Consider the following 19,400-nt stretch of genomic DNA (forward strand, 5'->3'; position numbering starts at 1 on the left):
CCGCCGGCCTCAGCGCAGGAAGGCGTCGTAGCCCGTCTTGAGGATCAGGAGCGACACCACGGCGATGAACACGCCGCGCACAAAGCCTGCCCCATGTTTGAGGGCCAGCCGCGTGCCCAGCACGCTGCCCAGCACATTGGCCGCCGCCAGCGGCAGCGCGTAGTGCCACCACACATGGCCCTTGAGGCTGAACAGGATCAGTGCGGCCAGGTTGGTGGCGGTGTTCAGCAGCTTGGCATTGGCCGACGCGTTCAAAAAGTCGTAGCCCAGCCAGCGCACCAGCAAAAAGACAAAGAAGCTGCCCGTGCCCGGGCCGAAGAAACCATCGTAGAAACCGATCACCAAGCCGATCAGGCTGATGGCGGCGGTCTCATGCAGGCCCGCAAAGCGCGGCGCATGGTGACGTCCGAGTTCCTTGCGGGCCAGGGTGTAGGCCAGCACACCAAGCAGGATCAGGGGCAGCAGGCGGCGCAGAAACTCGGGCGAGATCTGGGTCACGGCCCAGGCCCCCGCAAAGGCCCCGGCAAAGCCCGCGGCTGCGGCGGGCAACACGGTGGGCCAACGCAGGCTCACGCGGCGCTGGTACTGCCAGGTGGCGATGCCTGTGCCCCAGATCGAGGCGCTCTTGTTGATGCCGAAGAGGGTGGCCGGTGGCGTGGTGGGGTAGATGGCGAACAGGGCTGGTACCAGGACCAGGCCGCCGCCGCCGACGATCGAATCGATGAATCCTGCCAGCAACGAGGCCAGCGATACAAGAAAGAAGTCCATTGGGCGGATTGTCGCATCGCCTGCCGGGGGGATCGGCTGATCGGGTCGGAGGCGTTTCAGCCAATAAAAAAGGCGCCCGGTTGGGCGCCTTTGTCAGGTTGCGGCAGCTTCTTTGAGCACCGTCCAGATGATGTTCTGGTTGTTTTGAAGGTTTGTCTCCTCGATCCCCCGCCATGACAGGTCACTGTGTGCCCGTCGCGAGTGCATGAAATGTATAACTTTGGACCATTTCGGTGCATTGGGGGTTTCCCTGCCCCCAATCGTGCTGCAGGCCCCGTTCAGCCCCTGGCATGAGTCATGCAGCTTGTGCGTCAGAAGAACCCCTGGAGGCAGGATGCGCGCAAGAGTGTTGGGAAACAGCAAGGTGATTGGGGCGCTGGGCTGGGCCTGTCTGGCCTGTTCGGTGCGGGCCGAGTCGGCGCTGGCGATCAGCCGCCCGGGCCTGGTGCCCGAGGCCAGCCTGAACCCGGCCGACACGGCCTGGATGCTGAGCGCCACCGCCCTGGTGCTGCTCATGACCCTGCCGGGCCTGGCCTTGTTCTACGCCGGGATGGTGCGGCGCAAGAACGTGATCAACACCATGGCCAGCGTGCTGGCGGTGGCGGCCCTGGTCAGCCTGCTGTGGCTGGGGTTGGGGTATTCGCTGGCCTTCACGCCGGGCACGCCCTGGTTGGGCTCATGGGCGCGGGCCGGCTTTGCAGGCATGGACTACGTGAAAGAGGGGGCCCAGGTGGCGGTGAGCCATCTGGCGCCGCATGTGCCCGAGTCGGTGTTCGCCATGTTCCAGCTGACCTTCGCCGTCATCACGCCGGCCTTGATCGTGGGGGCCCTGGTCGAGCGCATGCGGTTTTCTGCCCTGCTGTGGTTTGCCGGCCTGTGGTCGCTGCTGGTGTACGCCCCGGTGGCCCATTGGGCCTGGGAGCCTGGGGGCTGGATGGCCCAGCTGGGCACGCTGGATTTTGCCGGCGGCACGGTGGTGCACATCAACGCCGGTGCGGCAGGTCTGGTCTGTGCCTATGTGCTGGGGCCGCGCCAGGGTTACGGGCGGGAGCCTTTTGAGCCCTACAGCCTGGCCTTGACCATGGTGGGCACGGGCCTGCTGTGGGTGGGCTGGTTTGGCTTCAACGCGGGCTCGGCCCTGGCCGCCGACGGCCGGGCCGGCCTGGCCATGCTGGTCACCCACCTGGCCGCCTGTGCCGGTGCCCTGGCCTGGATGCTGGGGGAATGGGTGCGCCGCCGCCGCCCTTCGCTGCTGGGCCTGTGCTCCGGGGTGGTGGCGGGCCTGGTGGCCATCACGCCGGCTTCGGGCTATGTGACACCGGCCTCGGCCGTGCTGATCGGCGCGGTGGCCGGGCTGGCTTGCTATTGGGGGGCCACCGGCCTGAAGCGCCTGCTGCGCGCCGACGACTCACTGGACGTCTTTGGCGTTCATGGCATCGGGGGCCTGGTGGGCTGCCTGATGACGGGCTTGCTGGCCAACCCGGTGGTGGGTGGGGCCAAGGGGCAACTCGTGGTGCAGGCCCTGGGGGCTGTGGCGGTGCTGGGTTACAGCTTGGTGATGACTTGGGTGGTGCTGGGGCTGACCCGCGTGTTGGTGGGCCTGCGGGTGGACGAGGCCAGTGAGCAAGGGGGCCTGGATGTGGCCCAGCACCGAGAGCACCTGGGGGCATGAGCTTGCGTCCCCGCTGCCCGATGGAATTTGTCTGGAGAACCGCTCATGCTTGCCAGTGAAAAGTTGGCCATCGCGGCCCACCTGCATGTCTTGTTGCGCCGCAAGGCCGGTCGGGTGACGGACACCGAATGGATGGCCGTCAATGCCGACTACGCGGCTGAGATGGTGCGGGTGGCGCGCAGTGCGGCCCAGGAAGGCGCGCACGCCGACCTGGCCGAATGGGCTGACAAGCTGGATCAGGCCTGGAACCCTCGGCCGGCGCCGGCTGTGTCGGCGCGCGAGCAGTTGGCGCGGGTGGGCCTGCGTGCTGCGGCCCCAGCCAGCCCGGCCGACCCGGAGGCCCCGCGCTATATCGGCGGCCTGCGCTGAACCTGCCCCTGACCGTGGTCAGGGCTTGAACTCCACCCACACCTCGAACTGCGACTCCGTCTGGCTCATCTCCGGGGGCGGTGATGGATAGATGGCCGAGCGCACCGACTGCAGGGCGGCCCGGTCCACCAGGCCCATGCCACTGCCCACCAGCACGCGGGCGTTGGCCGGGGTGGTGCCCCGCAGCGTGAAGGCCACCCGGGTACGGCCATGGAAGTCGGCTGCCACGGCCGCGGGCGGGTAGATGAAGGCGGCCTGCACAGCGGCGCGCACCTTGGCGATGTACTCGGGCGAAGGCCCCGTCGGGCCGGCGGGCGGCGGTGGGGGCGGCGGTGCCGGTGGCGCGGCCACGGCCGGCGCAGCGGCGGCCTGGGCCTGGGGCGTGGCTGCCACCTCGCTGGGGGCGCTGCTCACCGGCAGCGGTGGCGTGGGGGCCGGCGCTGCGGGCGGGACCATGGCGGGGCGCGGGCTGCGTTGCACGGGCTGGGGGGTCGGCAGCGGTGGGGGCGGCTTGCTCACCGGCGGTGTCGGTGCTGTCTGGGGCGTGGGGGCAGGCGCTGCCTCGATCTGCAAGGGCAGCACGCGCAGCGGTGGCTCGGCCGGGTGCAGGCTCAGCCAGAGCAGCAGGCCCGCCACGGCGGCGGCTTCCAGGGTCAAGGCGGCACCAAACGCTGGCCACAGCGGGGGCCGCGTGGGCGCTGCGGGGCGGGGCAGCAGCCTGGTGGCGGCAGGCAAGGTGCTCATGGCCGCACGGTGCGTGCCGCCAGCCCGATCTGGGTGGCGCCGCCCAGTCGCACGGCGTCGATCGCGCCCATCAGCTGCTGCAGGTTGACGTGCTCGCCACCCGCGATGGTGACGGCCAGGTGGGCGGCATCGCGCTGCTTGACCAGGGCCGTCAGCTCGGGGGCTGGCAGGGCCTGCCCATCGACATGCAGCGAGCCGTCCTCATGCACCTCCACCAGCAGTTTGGGCGAAGGCATCGCGGTGGCCGTGCTGCTGGTGGGCAGCTTGCTGACGTGGCCCGAGGTGGGGATCATTTTCAGGGTCATCATGGCAAAGAAGACCAGCAGGAACAGCATGATGTCGATCATCGGAATGATCTCGATGCGGGCTTTCTTGGTTTCGAAGTAACGCATGGCGACTCACACGGCCTTCAGGTGCGAGGCCTGCTGCGTGGGCTGTGGGCGGCGGCGGTTCAGCAGCATGATCTTGAGGGTTTCGAGCTGGTGCACGATCACGCGCACCCGGGTGCTCAGCCAGTTGAAGAAGATCAGGCCGAGCATGGCGATGAACAGGCCGCAGGCAGTGGCGATCAGGGCTTCGGCGATGCCGCCGGTGACCTGGCTGGCCCCGTTCTGCACATCGTCCAGCACCGAGAAGGCGCGGAACATGCCCACGATGGTGCCGAACAGGCCCAGCAGCGGGGCCAGGGTGATGACGGTGTCCAGCACCCACAGCGATCGGTCCAGCAAGGGCACCTCGTGCATCAGCGATTCTTCGATGTGGCCGGCTGCGGTGTCGCTGGACGATTCGGCGGGCTCGTTGTCCAGGCTGCGGATCACCCGCACATGCGGCTGATCGGCATGTTTTTTCAGCAACACCTGGGTGGCCGGCGCCAGCAGGGCCGGGTCGTCGCGCAAGGCATTCATCAGGTCGACGCCGGCTTGCTGCATGTTCAGCAGGTGGCGGCTGCGTTCGATGATCACGGTCAGGGCAATCAGCAGCAGCAGGCCCATCAGGTACAGGGTGCCGCCGGAGGCGTTGGCCAGTTCAAACAGTTTTGAGGGGGTCATGTCGGGCTCGTGCAGTGGGTCAGTGGCGGGGGCAGAAGGCATCTGGGGCCAGCGGGTGCTGGCCCCAGTCAGAGCGCCAAGGGCTCGGCGTCTCAGAAATCGGCGCGTGCCGACAGCATGTAGCTGCGGGGGGCCTGCCACTGGTACTGGGTGGAGGCGCTGCTCAGCGGGCCGCTCACGGCGATCAGGTTTTGCCGGTTGGTCAGGTTGAACACGCTGAACTGCAGCTTCAGGGCCTTGGCACCCATCAACGCACCGACGTTCTTGAAGGTGTAGGCCACGTTCAGGTCGGTGTTGTCGATGTGGCTGAGCTTGCCACCCAGCTTGGCGTTGTACTGCTCGCCGATGCGCTTGAAGATCAGCGAGGCGTTCCAGGGGCCAATGTTGTAGAGCGCGCCCAGGGCAGTGGTCACATTGGGGGCGTTGGGCACGTCGCCCGTCGGCTGGCCGTTGGCCGCGTTGCCGGCCTTGTACTTGGCGCTGTTGACGCCCACGTTGCCGTAGGCGGCCAGGCCCTGGCCGATCATGTAGGTGGCCTCGCCTTCAATGCCCTTGTAGATGGCGCCGCCGGCGTTGATGTAGTTCGGGTTGGCGCTGGTGCCGGTGTTGAGCTGCAGGTTGTTGACCGTGATGTAGTAGATGTCGCCCGACAGCGTGAGCGCGTCCGACTTGTGCACGGCACCCACCTGGTAGTTGGTGGTGGTCTGCGGGTCCGGTGCGGCACCGTTGGGCGAGCCCACGCCCAGGAAGGGCACCTGCATGCCCTTGGCGTACTGGGCGTACAGCGAGTTGCTGCCGTCGAGCTGCTGGTTCACGGTCAGGAAGGGCAGCACCGCGTGGTAGGTGTACTGGTAGTCCTGCGGGGTCAGCGACTTCTGGTTCATGGCCGATTTCAGGCCCATGTGGTACCACATGGTCTTCAGGCCCGGGGTCACGGTCAGGCCCTTGGCGGCGGCCCATTCGAACTCGGCAAAGGGCTGCACCTGGTGCCAGTTCGAGTTCTGCTCGGCAAAGTTGGACGAGGTGACCACGCCGGTCGGGTAGGACCCATTGGCCCCAGGCAGTTGCTGACCGGTGGTCAGGTCGGCCTCCAGGTTGTGGCGCTGGGTGCGCGAGCCCTCGTACCAGAAGCCAGTGCGCAGCAGGCCGGCGTCGAACTGTTTGGTCGCTTTGAACACATCGCCCCACACGCGGTACATGTTGAGCTTGTAGTAGCCGGGCACGTCCCCGTTGGGCAGGGTCACGGGCTTCTTGAGCAGGTTGGTGAAGCTCAGGCTGGTGTCGGCGGTGCCGTTGTACAGCGAGGGGTCCTGGCCGGCCGTGGTGCTGTTGGTGTAGGCGTAGGTGTAGGCGTTGTTGTCGATTTCCCAGCCCGACGCCAGGCGGCTTTGCAGGCGCACATATTCCATGTCGGTCTGCTTGGCCGCGTAGTTGTAGCCGTAGTAGCCCTGGCTGCGCGGATTGCTGTTCAGGCTGTAGTTGGCGCCCATGGCGTTCACCTGGGCACGGGTCGGGCCGCTGGCGTTGTCAGGGGTGTTGGTCTTCACATCGGCCAGGCTCATGAACAGCGTCAGCAGGCTGCTGTCGCCCACGGGGCGCTGGTACTTGGCGGTGATGTTCTTGTTGACCTGGTCGTTGTGGGTCAGGTAGCCCTTGGCGCCCATGTGCTGGGCATTGAGTTGCAGGGTGGCGTCGCTGCCCTCCATGCGGCCGCTTTCGTAGGCAATGCCTTCCAGCACCGTGCCCCACGAGCCCACCGAGCCATACACCTGAACCTGCTGCGTTTCCGAGGGGGTCTTGGAGAACAGGTTGACGCTGCCGCCGTAGGTCGAATAACCGATGTTGCTGGCATTGCCCGGGCCACGCTCGATCACCATGCCGCCGATCACCGAGGCCGGAAAGTAGGCGGTCGAGTGGTGGGTCGGGCCGTTCGAGTCGCCGAAGGGGATGCCGTCGAAGGTGACGTTGTACTCACCGTCCTGGAAGCCGCGCAGGCTCATCTTCTGGTCGGCCAGGCCTGGGCCGTTGGTGGAAGGCATCGACGCCACGCTGGGCGCAATCGCCGTGATGGTGTTGAAGTTGCCGGTGGGCGGGGTCGAGTCTTCGATGAAGGCGCGCGAGATGATCGACTGAGGCTGGGTGGCTTTCAGGCTGGCTTGCGTGGGGGCCACCGAGGCTGCGGTACCGCGTTCGGCTTTCACGGTCGGCGTGGCGGCAGCGCCACCGCTGCCGCCGACGGTGCCAAGGTCAACGGTGTCGGCCAGGGCGGCCTGTGAGGCCCCCAGTGAGATCAGGGCCAGCGTCAGCAGGCGGGTCAGGGGACGTGTTGGGAAAGGACAGACGTGGGACATGTTATGGGTTCTTCTGCAAAGGATGGGACACAAGGCCAAGCCATGGGGAACCCCGGGAATCTAGAGATGGCCCGTGACATGCTGTTGACGTTGTTGTGACAAATGGATACAAATCGACGCCCCACCGGCAGGCGTTAAGCTCTGCGCCTCCTGAGGTTTCCGGTGCGCATGAGAGAGGGCTGCCCATGAATTTGCGATTGAACTGGCTTCTGGCGGGCTGCTGTGCCTGGCTGCTGTCGGCCTGTGCCCTCCCTGAGGGCGGTACCTTGGTCCCGACGCCTGCAGTGGCAGCCGCTGCACCGGTGCCTGCGATGCCCCAGACGGCCGATGTGGCGCCGCCGGCCCCGGTGTTTCACTTCACCACCGTGGGTGACAGCCGGCACGACCCGCGCGCCCCGGGCTTGACGGGGCAGGATCGGCGCTGGTTACAGGCCACCCAGGTGTTGGCGCGCATGACCCGGGAGATGGCGGCGGTGCGGCCGCAGGCCCTGGTCTTCAACGGCGACATGATCATGGGCTACACCCGCGATGCCACCCAGGTCGAGCGCGAGTACGCCTACTGGCGCGGCATGGTGGCTGGCTTGATGGAGCAGGGCACCTATGTGCTCCCGGTGCCTGGCAACCATGAGGTTCAGGTGCCGACGCGGCTGGGCAATGGACGCACCGAGAAGCTGGCGCAAGCCTGGCTCGAAGACGCCTGGCGGGCCAACATGGGCGATCTGATCCTGGACGAGACGCGCTGGAGCCGCCTGACGGGCCAGCCCGCCCAGGCCTGGCGCCCCTCCCACGCTCCGGCCTCGGGCAGCGATGGCGTCAGCACGCCGCAGCAGCTGCTCAGCTATTCATTCGATGTCGGCTCGGTGCACCTGGCCGTCATCAACACCGACCCGGTGGGTTTTGACAGCTCGGCGCCGGTGCGCTGGCTGCGCGCCGACCTGGCTGCCGCCAAGGCGCGCGGAGCGAGGCACTATTTCGTGTTCGGCCACAAGATGGCCTATGTGTATGAGTTTCAGGCCGGTGTGGCCGAGCGTGAAGATGGCCTGAACGTGCGCCCAGCCTTGCGCGACGCGTTCTGGGATGTCATCGAGGACTATGGCGCCACTTACTTCTGCGGCCACCAGCACATCTACCACGCCTCGCAGCCCCGGCTGGCGCAAGGGGGCCGGGCCTGGCAGGTGATCGTGGGCTCGGGCGGATCCCCTTTTGCCGCCTGGCCCGGCCAGAGCAGCAACCCTTTCGACCGCTTCTATGCCTGGGCGGATGTGAAGGTCTATGCCGACGACCGCGTGCAGATCCAGGTGCTGGGCTTTGACGAGCACTTCGGCCCCACCCAGGTGCTGAAGACCTGGGATTTGCCCTGATCGGGCTCAGCTCCGCCCGGTGATCCAGCCGGCGGCGCGCTCGGCCATCATCAGCGTGGGGCTGTTGGTGTTGCCGCTGGTGATGGTGGGCATCACCCCGGCGTCGACCACACGCAGGCCGGCGATGGTGCGCCGGGGCTGGCCGGGCAGGCCCACGCCGTCGAACACGCGCAGGCGCGAATCGACCACGGCCTGCGGGTCGTCGGCGCGCCCCATGCGCGTGGTACCCACGGGGTGGAAGATGGTGGTGGCAATGTCGCCGGCCAGCCGGGCCAGTTCTTCATCGCTCTGGTACTGGGTACCGGGCTTGAACTCTTGGGGCTGGTAGCGCGCCAGCGCAGGCTGGGCCACGATGTGCCGCGTCAGGCGCAGGCTGTCGGCGGCCACCTGGCGGTCTTCGTCCGTGCTGAGGTAGTTGGGGGCGATGGCGGGGGCTTCGTCAAAACGCGGGCTTTTCACCAGCACCGAGCCGCGGCTGCTGGGGTTGAGGTTGCACACGCTGGCGGTGAAGGCATTGAAGCTGTGCAGGGGCTCGCCAAACGCGTCCAGGCTCAAGGGTTGCACGTGGTACTGGATGTTGGGGTGGGGCAGGTCGGGCCGGCTGCGCGTGAAGGCCCCCAGCTGGCTGGGCGCCATGCTCATGGGGCCGCTGCGTTTGAGAGCGTACTCCAGACCGATCATCGCCTTGCCCCACAGGCTGTTGGCCAGGGTGTTGAGCGTTTTCACGCCCTGGACCTTGAACACCGCCCGGATCTGCAGGTGGTCCTGCAGGTTGTGGCCGACCCCGGGCAGATCGACCTGGGGGGCAATGCCGCGTGCCAGCAGTTCCGGGGCCGCGCCGATGCCCGAAAGTTGCAGGATCTGCGGCGTGCCGATGCTGCCGGCACACAGCACGACCTCGGCGCTGGCCCGGGCCGTGACCATCTCGCTGCCCGTCCAGACCTGCACGCCGGTGCAGCGTCGGCCGCCGTCGGCCTGGGTTTCAAGCAGCAGGCGCGCCACCTGGGCTTGGGTCCAGAGTTCAAAGTTGGGGCGTGCATAGCAGGTGGGCCGCAAAAAAGCCTTGGCCGAGTTCCAGCGCCAGCCGCTTTTCTGGTTCACCTCGAAATAGCCCACGCCTTCGTTGCTGCCCTGGTTGAAGTCGTCGCTGGCCGGCACGCCCGCTTGCTGGGCTGCCTGGGCAAAGGCGTCAAGGATGTCCCAGCGCAGGCGCTGCTTTTCAACCCGCCACTCCCCGCTGCTGCCGGTGCGCCGGTGGCCGTGCCATTGCTCGAAGCCGGCCGGTGATTGACCCGCCACATCCAGGCGCCAGTGGTCTTCGTGGCGCATGAATTCGGGCAGCACCTGCTGCCAACGCCACGCGTCGTCCCCCGTCAGTTCGGCCCAATGCTCGTAGTCGCGGGCCTGGCCACGCATGTAAATCATGCCGTTGATGCTGCTGCAGCCACCCAGGGTCTTGCCGCGCGGGTAACGCAGGGTGCGCCCGTTCAGGCCGGCGGCCGGTTCGGTCTGGTAGAGCCAGTCGGTGCGCGGGTTGCCGATGCAGTACAGGTAGCCCACCGGGATGTGGATCCAGTGGTAGTCGTCCTTGCGGCCCGCCTCGATCAGCAGCACCCGGCGGCTGGGGTCGGCACTGAGCCGGTTGGCCATCAGTGCGCCCGCCGTGCCGGCACCGATCACGATGTAGTCGAACAAGGCCTCTGCCGCTGGGGCCGGTGCCTGGGAAGAGGAGGGGGCTTGGCTCATGGTGTCTCCGGGGCGTGTATTTGCCAATCTCATGATTCGTTGGCGATCTGTGACGCAGTTTCAGGCAGATTGGCCCGTTAATCCAATGAGTTGTTCAAAACTGTCTTATAAGAATGGCAAATATCACAAAGGGATTGCGCCCATGTCACCGTCCCTCATGACCGACCCTCAAAGCCTGCGCGCCTTCGTCATGGTGGCCCGCGAGGGCAGCGTGTCGCGGGCGGCGGCCCGCTTGCACCTGTCGCAGCCGGCGGTCAGCCTGCAGCTCAAGGCGCTGGCCCAGGCCACCGGTTTGAGCCTGTTCAGCCGCAGCCCACGTGGCCTGGTGCTGACCGCCGATGGTGCGGCCTTGCTGCCCCAGGCCGAGCGGGCCTTGGGCGCGCTGGTCGATTTTGCCCAGGCGGCCCAGCGTCTGCACCACACCGTGCGCGGCAGCCTGCGCATCGGCACCATCCTCGACCCCGAGTTCACCCGCCTGGGCGCCTTTCTCAAGCACCTGGTCGAGGCCGCCCCGCAGGTCCGCACCGAATTGCGTCAGGCCATGAGCGGCGATGTCTGGGATGCCGTGCAGCGCAATGCGCTGGATGGGGGCTTCTACCTGGCCGAACCGGATCAGCCACCCCCCGAGCCCCTGACCCAGCTCACCTTGACCCGGTTCACCTACCGGGTGCTGGCGCCGGCGGGTTGGGGGCCGCAGGTGCAGGGGCGTGGTTGGAAGGGCCTGGCGGCCCTGCCCTGGCTGGCCACGCCGCCCGCATCGGCCCACCATCGGCTGCTGGCGCGGGTCATGGGCGTCGGTTCGCCTGCCGGTCTGGAGCCCCGCTGGGTGGCCCTGGTGGACCAGGAGTCCAGCATGCTGGACCTGGTGCGCTCCGGTGTGGGCCTGAGCCTGGTGCGTGACTCCATTGCCATGCGCGAAAGCCAGGCCCGAGGGCTGGTGATTGCCGATGCCGTCAGCCTGGATTGCGACCTGGCCTTTGTGTACCCGGCGGCCCGGCGTGATGACCCGGTGCTGGCCTGTGCCTGTGCGGCTTTGGCGGCGGTCTGGGCCTGAGCGCGTGGTCTTGGCGTGTTGTCCAAACGTCAGCTTTGTGTCGCTTTGCAATCTATTTGATCCTGTGCCGTGGCGCCCTTGAGAGCCCGGGCTGGCTGGCGTTACGATGTGACAGTTTTGACCCCCCCCTTGCCTTGTGACCGACACCTCCCCGTCTTCCCCCAGCCTGGTATGGCGTGACACCGCCGATGGGCGCTGTGCCGCGCCCACCGGCCACTGGACGGCCGCGGCGCTGGCGGATCGAGGGGTGGCACACCAGCTTCTGCAGGCCCTGGCACCGGCGCACGGTGGCCCTGCCGGGCCGGTGCAATGGGATCTGAGCGGCCTGCAGCGGCTGGACCACGTGGGGGCGCAATTGCTGTGGCGCCAATGGGGAATGCAGTGGCCGGCGCAGTTGCAGATCGATGCCTTGCAGCGCCAGATGCTGGAACGCGTGGCGCGCCTGACCTTGCCGCCAGGGCAGGACCGGACCGAGGCCTCCGGGGATGGCACCCGTTCGGCCATCGACCACCTGGGGGTGCGGGTATTGAAAGGCCTGGGCCATGCGCGTGACTACGTGCGCATGCAAGGGCAGCTGTTGCTGGATGTCATGCAATTGCTGCGGGCACCGCGCGACGCCCCCTGGCGGGATTTGTCGGGCCACCTGTACCAGATGGGGGCCACGGCCATGCCGATCACCGCGCTGGTGGGTTTTCTGATCGGCGTGGTGTTGGCCTACTTGATGGCGCTGCAACTGCGCCAGTTCGGTGCCGAGGCCTTCATCGTGAACATTCTGGGCATTTCACTGATCCGCGAGTTGGGGCCCCTGCTGGCCGCCATCCTGGTGGCGGGGCGCTCAGGCTCGGCGATCACGGCGCAGATCGGCGTGATGCGGGTCACCGAAGAGCTGGACGCCATGCGGGTGATGGGCATCGCCCACGGCTTCCGGCTGGTCATGCCGCGGGCGCTGGGGCTGGCCATCGCCATGCCGCTGATTTCGGTCTGGACCACCGTGGCCTCGCTGGCCGGCGGCATGCTCGCCAGCGATCTGGCCCTGAAGGTGACCCCGGCATTTTTCATGCAGGCGCTGCCGGCGGCGGTCGAGGCCAGCAATCTGTTGCTGGCCACCGGCAAGTCGGTGGTGTTCGGCATCCTGATCGCCCTGGTGGGCTGCCATTACGGCCTGGGGGTCAAACCCAATACCGAGAGCCTGGGGCAGGGCACCACGGCGTCGGTGGTGACTTCCATCACCGTGGTGATCCTGGTGGACGCGCTGTTCGCCATCCTGTTCAAGGACGTGGGGATCTGATGAAAGCAACGGTCATGCCTCTGGCCAACCTGGCCCCACCGGCCGATGCCGCCCCCGTGGTGGACATCGAGGGCCTGTGGACCGTGTTCGGTCGCGGCGAATCCGAGGTGGTGATCCACCGCGACCTGGCCTTGCAGGTGCGCCGCGGCGAGGTCTTGACCCTGGTCGGGGGCTCGGGCACCGGCAAGACGGTGCTGCTGCGCCAGATGCTGGGCCTGGAGCATCCCGCGCGGGGGCGTGTGCAGGTGCTGGGGCAGCCGGCGGCCGAGTTGGGCCGCCACGGCGCCTCCAGCCGCGTGGGCATGCTGTTTCAGCAAGGGGCCTTGTTTTCGGCCTTCAGCGTGCTCGAGAACATCGCCTTTGCTTTGCGAGAGCTGGGCACGCTGCCGGCCGATGTGGTGACCGACGCCGCCTACGTGAAGCTGCAGATGGTGGGCCTGGGTCCCCAGCATGCCCACAAGCGCCCCTCGGATCTGTCGGGCGGCATGATCAAGCGGGTGGCACTGGCGCGTGCCCTCATCATGGACCCGCCCTTGCTGCTGCTGGACGAACCCACCGCAGGCCTGGATCCCCACGCGTCTGACGACTTCTGCGACCTGCTCAAGGACCTGCACGCCGAGCTGGGTCTGACGGTGATCATGGTCACGCACGATCTGGACACGCTGTTCGCGCTGTCCACTCGGGTGGCTGTGCTGGCCAGCCAGAAAGTGCTGTTCACCGACACGCCGCGGATGGTCGCCGGCCTGGACCACCCCTTCATCCACGACTTCTTCCAGGGCGAGCGCGGGCGCCGGGCCATGGCCCCGGCCCCCACCATCCCCTGAAGCCCACGTTCGAGGAACACCGCACATGGAAAACAAATCCCACGCCATGGCCGCCGGCACCTTTGTGCTGGTGGTCACCCTGCTCTTGCTGTCACTGGGCTTCTGGCTCACGCGGGACAAGGGGCGCTACCAGTCCTGGGAGCTCTCGACCCGTGACAGCGTCACCGGCCTGCAGCCCCAGGCCCCCGTGCGCTACAAGGGGGTGGCCGTGGGCAAGGTGACCCAGATCGGCTTCGACAACGAAGCCAAGGGCAATGTGCTGATCCGCATCTCGGTGGAGGAAAAGACCCCCCTGACCGCGACCACCTTTGCCACCCTGGCCTACCAGGGGGTCACAGGCCTGGCCTATGTGCTGCTGGACGACGCGGGCCAGGCCCAGGAGCCCTTGCCCAGTGGCGAAGATGGGCTGCCGCGCCTGCCCCTGGTCACCTCGCAACTGGGCAAGCTCACCGAACAGGCCCCTGAGCTGCTGTCCCAGATCCAGGATGCCACCCAGCGCATCGCTCAGACCTTGTCGGACGACAACCAGAAACGCCTTTCGCTGATGCTGGCCAACATCGGGCAGGCCTCGGCCAATGTGGCCGAGATCACGGCCACCCTCAACAGCACGGTGAAGACCCACGTGGAGCCTGCGCTGGCGGCGGTGCCTGCGTTGACGCGGGATGCCTCGCAGACCCTGCGGGCCGTGCAGAACAGCGCTGCCGAAGTGGGGCGCATGTCGGGCGAAATCGCGCAGACGGCGCATCGTTTGAACGAGAAGGACGGCCCGCTGGACCGCATCGCGCAAGGCACCGAAGCCTTGTCCCATGTCACGGACACCCTGGGCTCGACCACCTTGCCGCGGGTCAACCGTTTCACTGAAGACAGCGCCCGTGCCGCGCGCCAGTTGGGGCGCACCGTCACCGGCATCAATGACAACCCGCAATCGCTGTTGTTCGGCCATGGCCTGGTCGAGCCGGGCCCGGGTGAGCCCGGCTTTCGGGCCCCGGCTGTCTTGACCCGCCCGTGAACCAGATCCAGGAGAACCTTGCCATGACCCCCTATTTGACGGATCGCCGGGTGCTGTCGGCTGCCTGGGCTGCGGCCTTCCTTCTGCTGGCCGGCTGCTCTGCCCTGCCGGAGCGCCCTGTGCGCCCCGCCCAGTACGATTTCGGCCCCGGCCTGGCGCAGGCCGATGCGGTCGCCCCGCCCGCCAAACCCTTGCCAGTGCTGGCACTGGCCGACCTGGAACCCGTGGGCGTGTTCGAGGGCTCCAGTGCGGTGCTGTATCGGCTGGCCTACGCGGGCGATCAGCAACTGCGCCCGTATGCGCAGGCCCGTTGGACCTTGCCGCCCGCTCAGCTGATCCGGCAGCGCCTGCGCGATCACCTGTCGACGCGCTACACGGTCATGAGTGCGGGCGAGAGTGCAGCGCTCAAGCGTGCCGACAACCAGCCCGTGCGGGTGCTGCGCCTTGAGTTGGAGGAGTTCACCCAGGTGTTTGACAGCCCCAGCCACAGCCAGGCGCTGGTGCGCCTGCGCGCCACCCTGGTCGATAACAGCCCTGCGGGTGAAACCCTGCTGGCCCAGCAGGTCTTCACGGCGCACGAACCGGCGACCAGTGCCGATGCGGTCGGTGGCGTGCTCGCACTGACACGGGCCACCGATCAGGTGGCCGGCACCTTGGGGCAGTGGCTGGAGCGGGCTCGCTGAGCACCGGGATGAGCGCCGTCCGGTCTGGCAAAGCCAGACTGGGTGAACACCGTGCTGGTGTTTGAAAATGATGTGTCTGAGTCCCCGCATGCGTCAACCACGCGATGGGCATCGTCGTTGAGTCCATTGGTGCAGTCAACTTGACCGATGGTTGCCTGGGCCAGGGCTTGGTCACGGGCCCTCCATCAGCGGCCGGGGAACTTCGCCTGCCGCGCGCCATCCACTCAGATCAATGAGGGCGATCACGCCCCGAGGGAGTTCCATGTCAGACACCAGGAAGAACGCGCCGCCCAAGGGCAGCGCTTCCACCCAGACCCCACCCGCGCGTGCCGCCCAACCCTTGCCCGGATCCGATGCGCCGGCCACCCCGGCTTGGGCCAAAGCCTCGGTGGCCTGGCCTTTCAAGGCGGCCCCCTCGCTGGCCCAACGCACCCGTCGCAAGCCCTGAGAGCCTGTTCAATGTCTCGCCTGATTTCGCTGCGCGACCCAAGGGAGACTTTGAACAGGGGGTGTCGAGCCTGCTGACGGTCACCCTGCCGGCTGGCTGACCTGGATCAAATCCAGGGCGTTCGCTCGCGCTTATGCTGCCGCGATTGCGCACACCCGGAGAACCGCTCATGAACCAGCTCGAATGGAGCGACGCCCTGTCGCTGGACCTGCCTTTGATGGACGACACCCACCGCGAGTTCGTCGATCTGCTGGCGGTCGTGGCCTCAGCCCCTGACGACACCCTGCTGCAACATTGGCAGGTGCTGGTGGACCACACGGATGATCACTTCGGCCGTGAAGACCGCTGGATGCAGGACACCCGCTTCTCGTCGTCCAACTGCCACACCATGCAGCACAAGGTGGTGCTGCAGGTGATGCGCGAAGGTGCGGTGCGCGGTGCCGCAGGTGATCTGGCCGTGGTGCGGCAGATGGCCTCTGAACTGGCCATCTGGTTTCCGCAGCATGCTCAATCCATGGATGCGGCCCTGGCCCTGCACCTGCGTCGCGTGGGTTACGACGCCGAGACCGGCGTCGTGGCATCGCCCGATGCCCTGCCCCAGGGTGAGATCCATGGCTGCGGCGGGTCGACCTGCTCTGACACGGCAGAAGAAACGCTGGCGGCCTGATCGCCGCCTGAGGGCCGCTTTGACCTGGGGCTGAGTCTGGCCCCCAAACAAAAACCCGCTCGGCGGGTTTTTTGTTGTCTGCTTGAGTCGATGCTGTTCGTGTGAAACGGCCCAGGCAACAAAAAAGCCAGCAGGCTTGCACCTGCTGGCCTCAACTGGGCGTATGCGGCGATGGTTTAGAAGCGCCAGCCCAGACCCACACCCACCAGCAGGGGGTCCACCTTGAAGGTCCCCAACTTGCTGCCAGCGGCGCTCACATCCGTGCGGATGTAAACCTTTTTCACGTCGAAGTTGACGTACAAATTCTTGCCCACAGGAATGTCCACACCGGCTTGCAGGGCGGGGCCGAAGCTGTTGCTGTCCACGCTCACACCGGCGGGCAGGTTGATGCTGCTCAGGCGGGTGTAGTTGATACCGGCGCCGACATAGGGCTTGAAGCCGTTCATGTCGAAGTGGTATTGCAGCGTCAGGGTCGGCGGCAGGTGCTTGAACGAGCCGATGGCCGCGCCGTTCGAGTACAGCGTCTGGCTTTGCGGCACGGTCAGGATCAACTCGGCAGCGATGTTCTTGTTGATGAAGTAGGTGAAGTCGACTTCAGGCAGCCACTTGTTGTTGGTCGACAGACCCAGGCCGGTCGTGTCGCCGTTGGAGGCTTGCAGATTCACGGCGCGGGCGCGCACCAGCCAGGGGCCTTCGGCTTGCTGGGCGAAGGCCGCGCCAGACATCAGTGCACACAGGGCGGCGACAGCCATCACTTGCTTTTTCATGGTGTTCTTTCTCACATCACCGGGGACGGCCCCCGTATCGCTATTAAATTCAAATCACCCCGGTCAAACCTTGCGGAATGTCAAATTCAAAACCGACTCGAGGTCGAGGGTGTCATTTGTTTGCGCTGCATCAAGTTTGCGGGGCTTCGGTGGTTTTCCAGACCCTGTGGCTTGTGCTTGTTTTCAGCCCGGCAACAGCACCTGTGCAGGCGCATTGGCGCTCAGGCTGAAGGTGGCCACGGTCTGGGTCAGGCGTTCGGCCTGCTCGCGCAGGCTCTGGGCGGCGGCGGCGGATTGCTCCACCAGGGCCGCGTTTTGCTGCGTCATCTGATCGAGCTGGCCCACTGAACTGTTCACCTGCGAAATGCCCTGGGATTGTTCGGCTGCGGCGGCCGCGATGTCGGCCACCACTGTGGTGACACGCTGGACTGCGCTGACGATGTCTTCCATGGTGCGCCCCGCTTCATGCACCTGGCGGGTGCCGTCCTCGACCCGTTCGACGCTGCTGGTGATCAGTCCCTTGATTTCGCGGGCCGCTTCTGCGCTGCGCTGGGCCAGGGTGCGCACTTCGCTGGCCACCACGGCAAAGCCACGGCCTTGCTCGCCGGCCCGGGCGGCCTCCACCGCAGCATTCAGCGCCAGGATGTTGGTCTGAAAGGCGATGCTGTCGATCAGGCCGGTGATGTCAGCGATCCGGCGCGAGCTGGCATTGATGGCTTCCATGGTGCTCACCACCTGGGCCACCACGGCCCCGCCGTGAGAGGCCACTTCGGTGGCGTGGGAGGCCAGACCGCTGGCGGTGTGGGCGGCGTCAGCGGTCTGCTTGACATTGCCGGTGAGCTGTTCGATCGACGAGGCCGTGAGCTGCAGACTGGCCGCGGTCTGCTCGGTGCGCACCGACAGGTCGTGGTTGCCCGTGGCGATCTCGGCACTGGCGGTGGCGATGCTGTCGGCTGACTGGCGAATGCCCAGGATCACCCGGGTCAGCGAGGCCTGCATGGTGCCCAGGGCCTGCAGCAGGTGGCTGGTCTCATCCCGGCTGTCGCGTATGGCCAGCTGATGCTGGGGCAACGGGCTGAGATCGCCCGAGGCCACCTGTTGCGCCACCTTGAGCGAGCGCGACACGGGTTGGGTGATGCTGCGCGTGATGAGCACCGAACAGCCCACGCCCACGCCCAGGCACAGGCTGCCCAGCAGCCACATCAGGTGGCGCGCGCGGTCGTTGGCCTCGCGGATCGGGGTGGCGGCCTGATCGAGGGCCTTGCGCTGCATTTCAAGCAAAGTCTTGACACGTTCCACATACCGGCTGGCATTGGGCAGGAAGGCGCTTTCAAGCAGCTTGTCGGCCTCGGCACCCTGGCCATCGCGTTTGAGGCGGATCACGTCATCACGCGCCGCCACGTAGCCCTTGCGCAGTTCTGAGATCTCGGCGAACAGGTGCTTTTCCTCGGCGCTGACCATCAGGCCTTCGACCTGTTTCTGGATGGCGGTGGTGTCGGCCGCCGATTGCTTTTGCTCATCGGCAAAGAAGGTGGCCAGTGAGGGGTCGGTGCTTTTGGCAATGGCCGTGGTCCGGCGCACGGCACTGTGAATGAGACGGTACCAGTCCGAGATCAGGCGCTCTTTGGCCAGCGGCTGGTCGATGATGGCCTGGGTGGATTCGGTGGCGGTCTGCAACTGCCAGTTGCCCAGGCCGGTATTGAGCAGCGTGAGCAGCAATAAAAGGCCGAAGCCCAGCGCAAGCCGGGTGCCAATGGGGAGTTTCTGCATGGGTAGGGTCCTGTGACTGCGACGCAGCCTGGTGGCCTGACGGCTGAAACCAGCTTCTCGGTCGGGACGGATGGTCAGGCGGCGTCCCAGTGATTCTAGAAACGCAGGCCATGCACCGCTTGGGTGCTTGGGGTTTCCTTGACCGATATCAATCGCGTGCCCCTTGGGCTTGCTGGCTCAGCGGCTCATCAGGATGGGAAACAGTTTGCCCAGGCCATCGGCCATCACTTCCACCGACAGCGCGGCCAGGATCAAGCCCATGAGGCGGGTCATCACGTTGATGCCGGTTTTGCCAAGGATGCGGGCGATGGGTTCGGCCAGCGAAAAGCACACGGCCGTGGCCAGGGCGATCACGGCGCCATAGCCCACCAGCGCGGCGTGTTGCCAAAAGGTATGGGCCTTGTCCGCATAGATCACCACGGTCGACATGGTGGCGGGGCCGGTCAACAGGGGAATGGTCAGGGGAACCACCGCGATCGAGGCTCGGGCCGCGGCATCATTGACCTCGTCGGCATTCGACTTGGCTTCGGCTGGTTGGGCGTTGAGCATGTTGATCGAGCCGATCAGCAGCAGCGTGCCCCCCCCGACCTGGAAGCTTTGCAGAGAGATGCTGAAGAAATCCAGGATCTGCAGCCCCAGGATGGCGCTGATGGCGATCACCGCAAAAGTGCTGATGGCCGAGATGCCGATGGTGCGTCGGCGTTGGGCAGGCGTGAAGTCCTGCGTGTAGTGGATGAAGAAAGGAACAATCGCCAGCGGGTTGACGATGGCGAGCAGGGTGACAAGCGGCTTAAAGTCCATGCGCTTGAGTCTCGCACATCGACCTTTCG

At 66.5% G+C, this 19,400-nt stretch carries 19 protein-coding genes; 10 read left to right on the top strand and 9 right to left on the bottom strand.

From position 1 onward, the window contains the following. Positions 1 to 9: 9 nt before the first annotated feature. Positions 10 to 768 (bottom strand): sulfite exporter TauE/SafE family protein, encoded by a 759-nt coding sequence (locus tag AC07PT_RS24900; RefSeq protein ID WP_492350074.1) that lies wholly within the window; start codon positions 766 to 768, stop codon positions 10 to 12. A gap of 334 nt (positions 769 to 1,102) precedes the next feature. On the opposite strand from AC07PT_RS24900, the gene AC07PT_RS24905 reads away from it, so the two are divergent. Together AC07PT_RS24905 and AC07PT_RS24910 are read left to right on the top strand one after the other, a co-directional pair. Next, positions 1,103 to 2,440: an ammonium transporter gene (locus AC07PT_RS24905; protein ID WP_492350073.1), complete on the top strand. Its 1,338-nt coding sequence runs from the start codon at positions 1,103 to 1,105 to the stop codon at positions 2,438 to 2,440. Positions 2,441 to 2,485: 45 nt separating this feature from the next. Next, positions 2,486 to 2,809 carry a hypothetical protein gene (locus AC07PT_RS24910; RefSeq protein ID WP_492350072.1) on the top strand — a complete coding sequence of 108 codons (324 nt, stop codon included), beginning with the start codon at positions 2,486 to 2,488 and terminating at the stop codon, positions 2,807 to 2,809. Positions 2,810 to 2,827: 18 nt separating this feature from the next. On the opposite strand, the gene AC07PT_RS24915 is transcribed toward AC07PT_RS24910, so the two are convergent. The 4 genes from AC07PT_RS24915 to AC07PT_RS24930 all read right to left on the bottom strand — a co-directional run bounded on the left by AC07PT_RS24915 (position 2,828) and on the right by AC07PT_RS24930 (position 6,953). Further along, entirely contained in the window at positions 2,828 to 3,553 is a 726-nt protein-coding gene (locus AC07PT_RS24915) for an energy transducer TonB (RefSeq protein ID WP_494658487.1), read from the bottom strand. Continuing rightward, positions 3,550 to 3,945 carry an ExbD/TolR family protein gene (locus AC07PT_RS24920; protein WP_494658488.1) on the bottom strand — a complete coding sequence of 132 codons (396 nt, stop codon included), beginning with the start codon at positions 3,943 to 3,945 and terminating at the stop codon, positions 3,550 to 3,552. The genes AC07PT_RS24915 and AC07PT_RS24920 overlap by 4 nt, the downstream gene beginning before the upstream one ends. Positions 3,946 to 3,951: 6 nt before the next feature. Next, entirely contained in the window at positions 3,952 to 4,602 is a 651-nt protein-coding gene (locus AC07PT_RS24925; protein ID WP_492350069.1) for a MotA/TolQ/ExbB proton channel family protein, read from the bottom strand. A gap of 92 nt (positions 4,603 to 4,694) precedes the next feature. Beyond that, positions 4,695 to 6,953 (bottom strand): TonB-dependent receptor, encoded by a 2,259-nt coding sequence (locus AC07PT_RS24930; protein WP_494658489.1) that lies wholly within the window; start codon positions 6,951 to 6,953, stop codon positions 4,695 to 4,697. A 185-nt stretch (positions 6,954 to 7,138) separates the two neighbouring features. On the opposite strand from AC07PT_RS24930, the gene AC07PT_RS24935 reads away from it, so the two are divergent. Then, positions 7,139 to 8,314: a metallophosphoesterase family protein gene (locus AC07PT_RS24935; RefSeq protein ID WP_494658490.1), complete on the top strand. Its 1,176-nt coding sequence runs from the start codon at positions 7,139 to 7,141 to the stop codon at positions 8,312 to 8,314. 6 nt (positions 8,315 to 8,320) lie between these two features. On the opposite strand, the gene AC07PT_RS24940 is transcribed toward AC07PT_RS24935, so the two are convergent. Further along, the gene (locus AC07PT_RS24940) at positions 8,321 to 10,060 is read right to left on the bottom strand and encodes a GMC family oxidoreductase (RefSeq protein ID WP_494658491.1); all 1,740 of its coding nucleotides are present in this window, start codon (positions 10,058 to 10,060) and stop codon (positions 8,321 to 8,323) included. Between the two features lie 142 nt (positions 10,061 to 10,202). Here AC07PT_RS24940 and AC07PT_RS24945 point away from each other — a divergent pair, with 142 nt between their 5' ends. The 7 genes from AC07PT_RS24945 (at position 10,203) to AC07PT_RS24975 (ending at position 16,033) form a co-directional block, all read left to right on the top strand. Then, positions 10,203 to 11,114 (top strand): LysR family transcriptional regulator, encoded by a 912-nt coding sequence (locus AC07PT_RS24945; RefSeq protein ID WP_492350065.1) that lies wholly within the window; start codon positions 10,203 to 10,205, stop codon positions 11,112 to 11,114. Positions 11,115 to 11,250: 136 nt separating this feature from the next. After that, complete coding sequence (locus AC07PT_RS24950) at positions 11,251 to 12,402, top strand: MlaE family ABC transporter permease (protein ID WP_494658492.1); 1,152 nt, start codon at positions 11,251 to 11,253, stop codon at positions 12,400 to 12,402. Between the two features lie 14 nt (positions 12,403 to 12,416). After that, entirely contained in the window at positions 12,417 to 13,226 is an 810-nt protein-coding gene (locus AC07PT_RS24955; RefSeq protein ID WP_494658493.1) for an ABC transporter ATP-binding protein, read from the top strand. Between the two features lie 25 nt (positions 13,227 to 13,251). Continuing rightward, positions 13,252 to 14,235, top strand: a complete 984-nt coding sequence (locus AC07PT_RS24960; RefSeq protein WP_492350062.1) for an MlaD family protein — start codon at positions 13,252 to 13,254, stop codon at positions 14,233 to 14,235. A gap of 23 nt (positions 14,236 to 14,258) precedes the next feature. Then, positions 14,259 to 14,918 carry an ABC-type transport auxiliary lipoprotein family protein gene (locus AC07PT_RS24965; protein ID WP_492350061.1) on the top strand — a complete coding sequence of 220 codons (660 nt, stop codon included), beginning with the start codon at positions 14,259 to 14,261 and terminating at the stop codon, positions 14,916 to 14,918. Positions 14,919 to 15,180: 262 nt separating this feature from the next. Further along, positions 15,181 to 15,366, top strand: coding sequence for a hypothetical protein (locus AC07PT_RS24970; protein WP_492350060.1), 186 nt, complete (start codon positions 15,181 to 15,183; stop codon positions 15,364 to 15,366). Positions 15,367 to 15,535: 169 nt separating this feature from the next. Then, positions 15,536 to 16,033 (top strand): hemerythrin domain-containing protein, encoded by a 498-nt coding sequence (locus AC07PT_RS24975; RefSeq protein ID WP_492350059.1) that lies wholly within the window; start codon positions 15,536 to 15,538, stop codon positions 16,031 to 16,033. Positions 16,034 to 16,209: 176 nt separating this feature from the next. Here the strand turns inward: AC07PT_RS24975 and AC07PT_RS24980 are convergent, their stop codons facing one another. The 3 genes from AC07PT_RS24980 to AC07PT_RS24990 all read right to left on the bottom strand — a co-directional run bounded on the left by AC07PT_RS24980 (position 16,210) and on the right by AC07PT_RS24990 (position 19,371). Further along, positions 16,210 to 16,800 carry an OmpW/AlkL family protein gene (locus AC07PT_RS24980; RefSeq protein ID WP_492350058.1) on the bottom strand — a complete coding sequence of 197 codons (591 nt, stop codon included), beginning with the start codon at positions 16,798 to 16,800 and terminating at the stop codon, positions 16,210 to 16,212. Between the two features lie 183 nt (positions 16,801 to 16,983). Then, positions 16,984 to 18,570 carry a methyl-accepting chemotaxis protein gene (locus AC07PT_RS24985; protein ID WP_492350057.1) on the bottom strand — a complete coding sequence of 529 codons (1,587 nt, stop codon included), beginning with the start codon at positions 18,568 to 18,570 and terminating at the stop codon, positions 16,984 to 16,986. A gap of 177 nt (positions 18,571 to 18,747) precedes the next feature. After that, positions 18,748 to 19,371 carry a MarC family protein gene (locus AC07PT_RS24990; RefSeq protein WP_027477393.1) on the bottom strand — a complete coding sequence of 208 codons (624 nt, stop codon included), beginning with the start codon at positions 19,369 to 19,371 and terminating at the stop codon, positions 18,748 to 18,750. Positions 19,372 to 19,400 lie beyond the last annotated feature (29 nt).

The organism is Curvibacter sp. GW821-FHT09D12 (assembly GCF_059416245.1).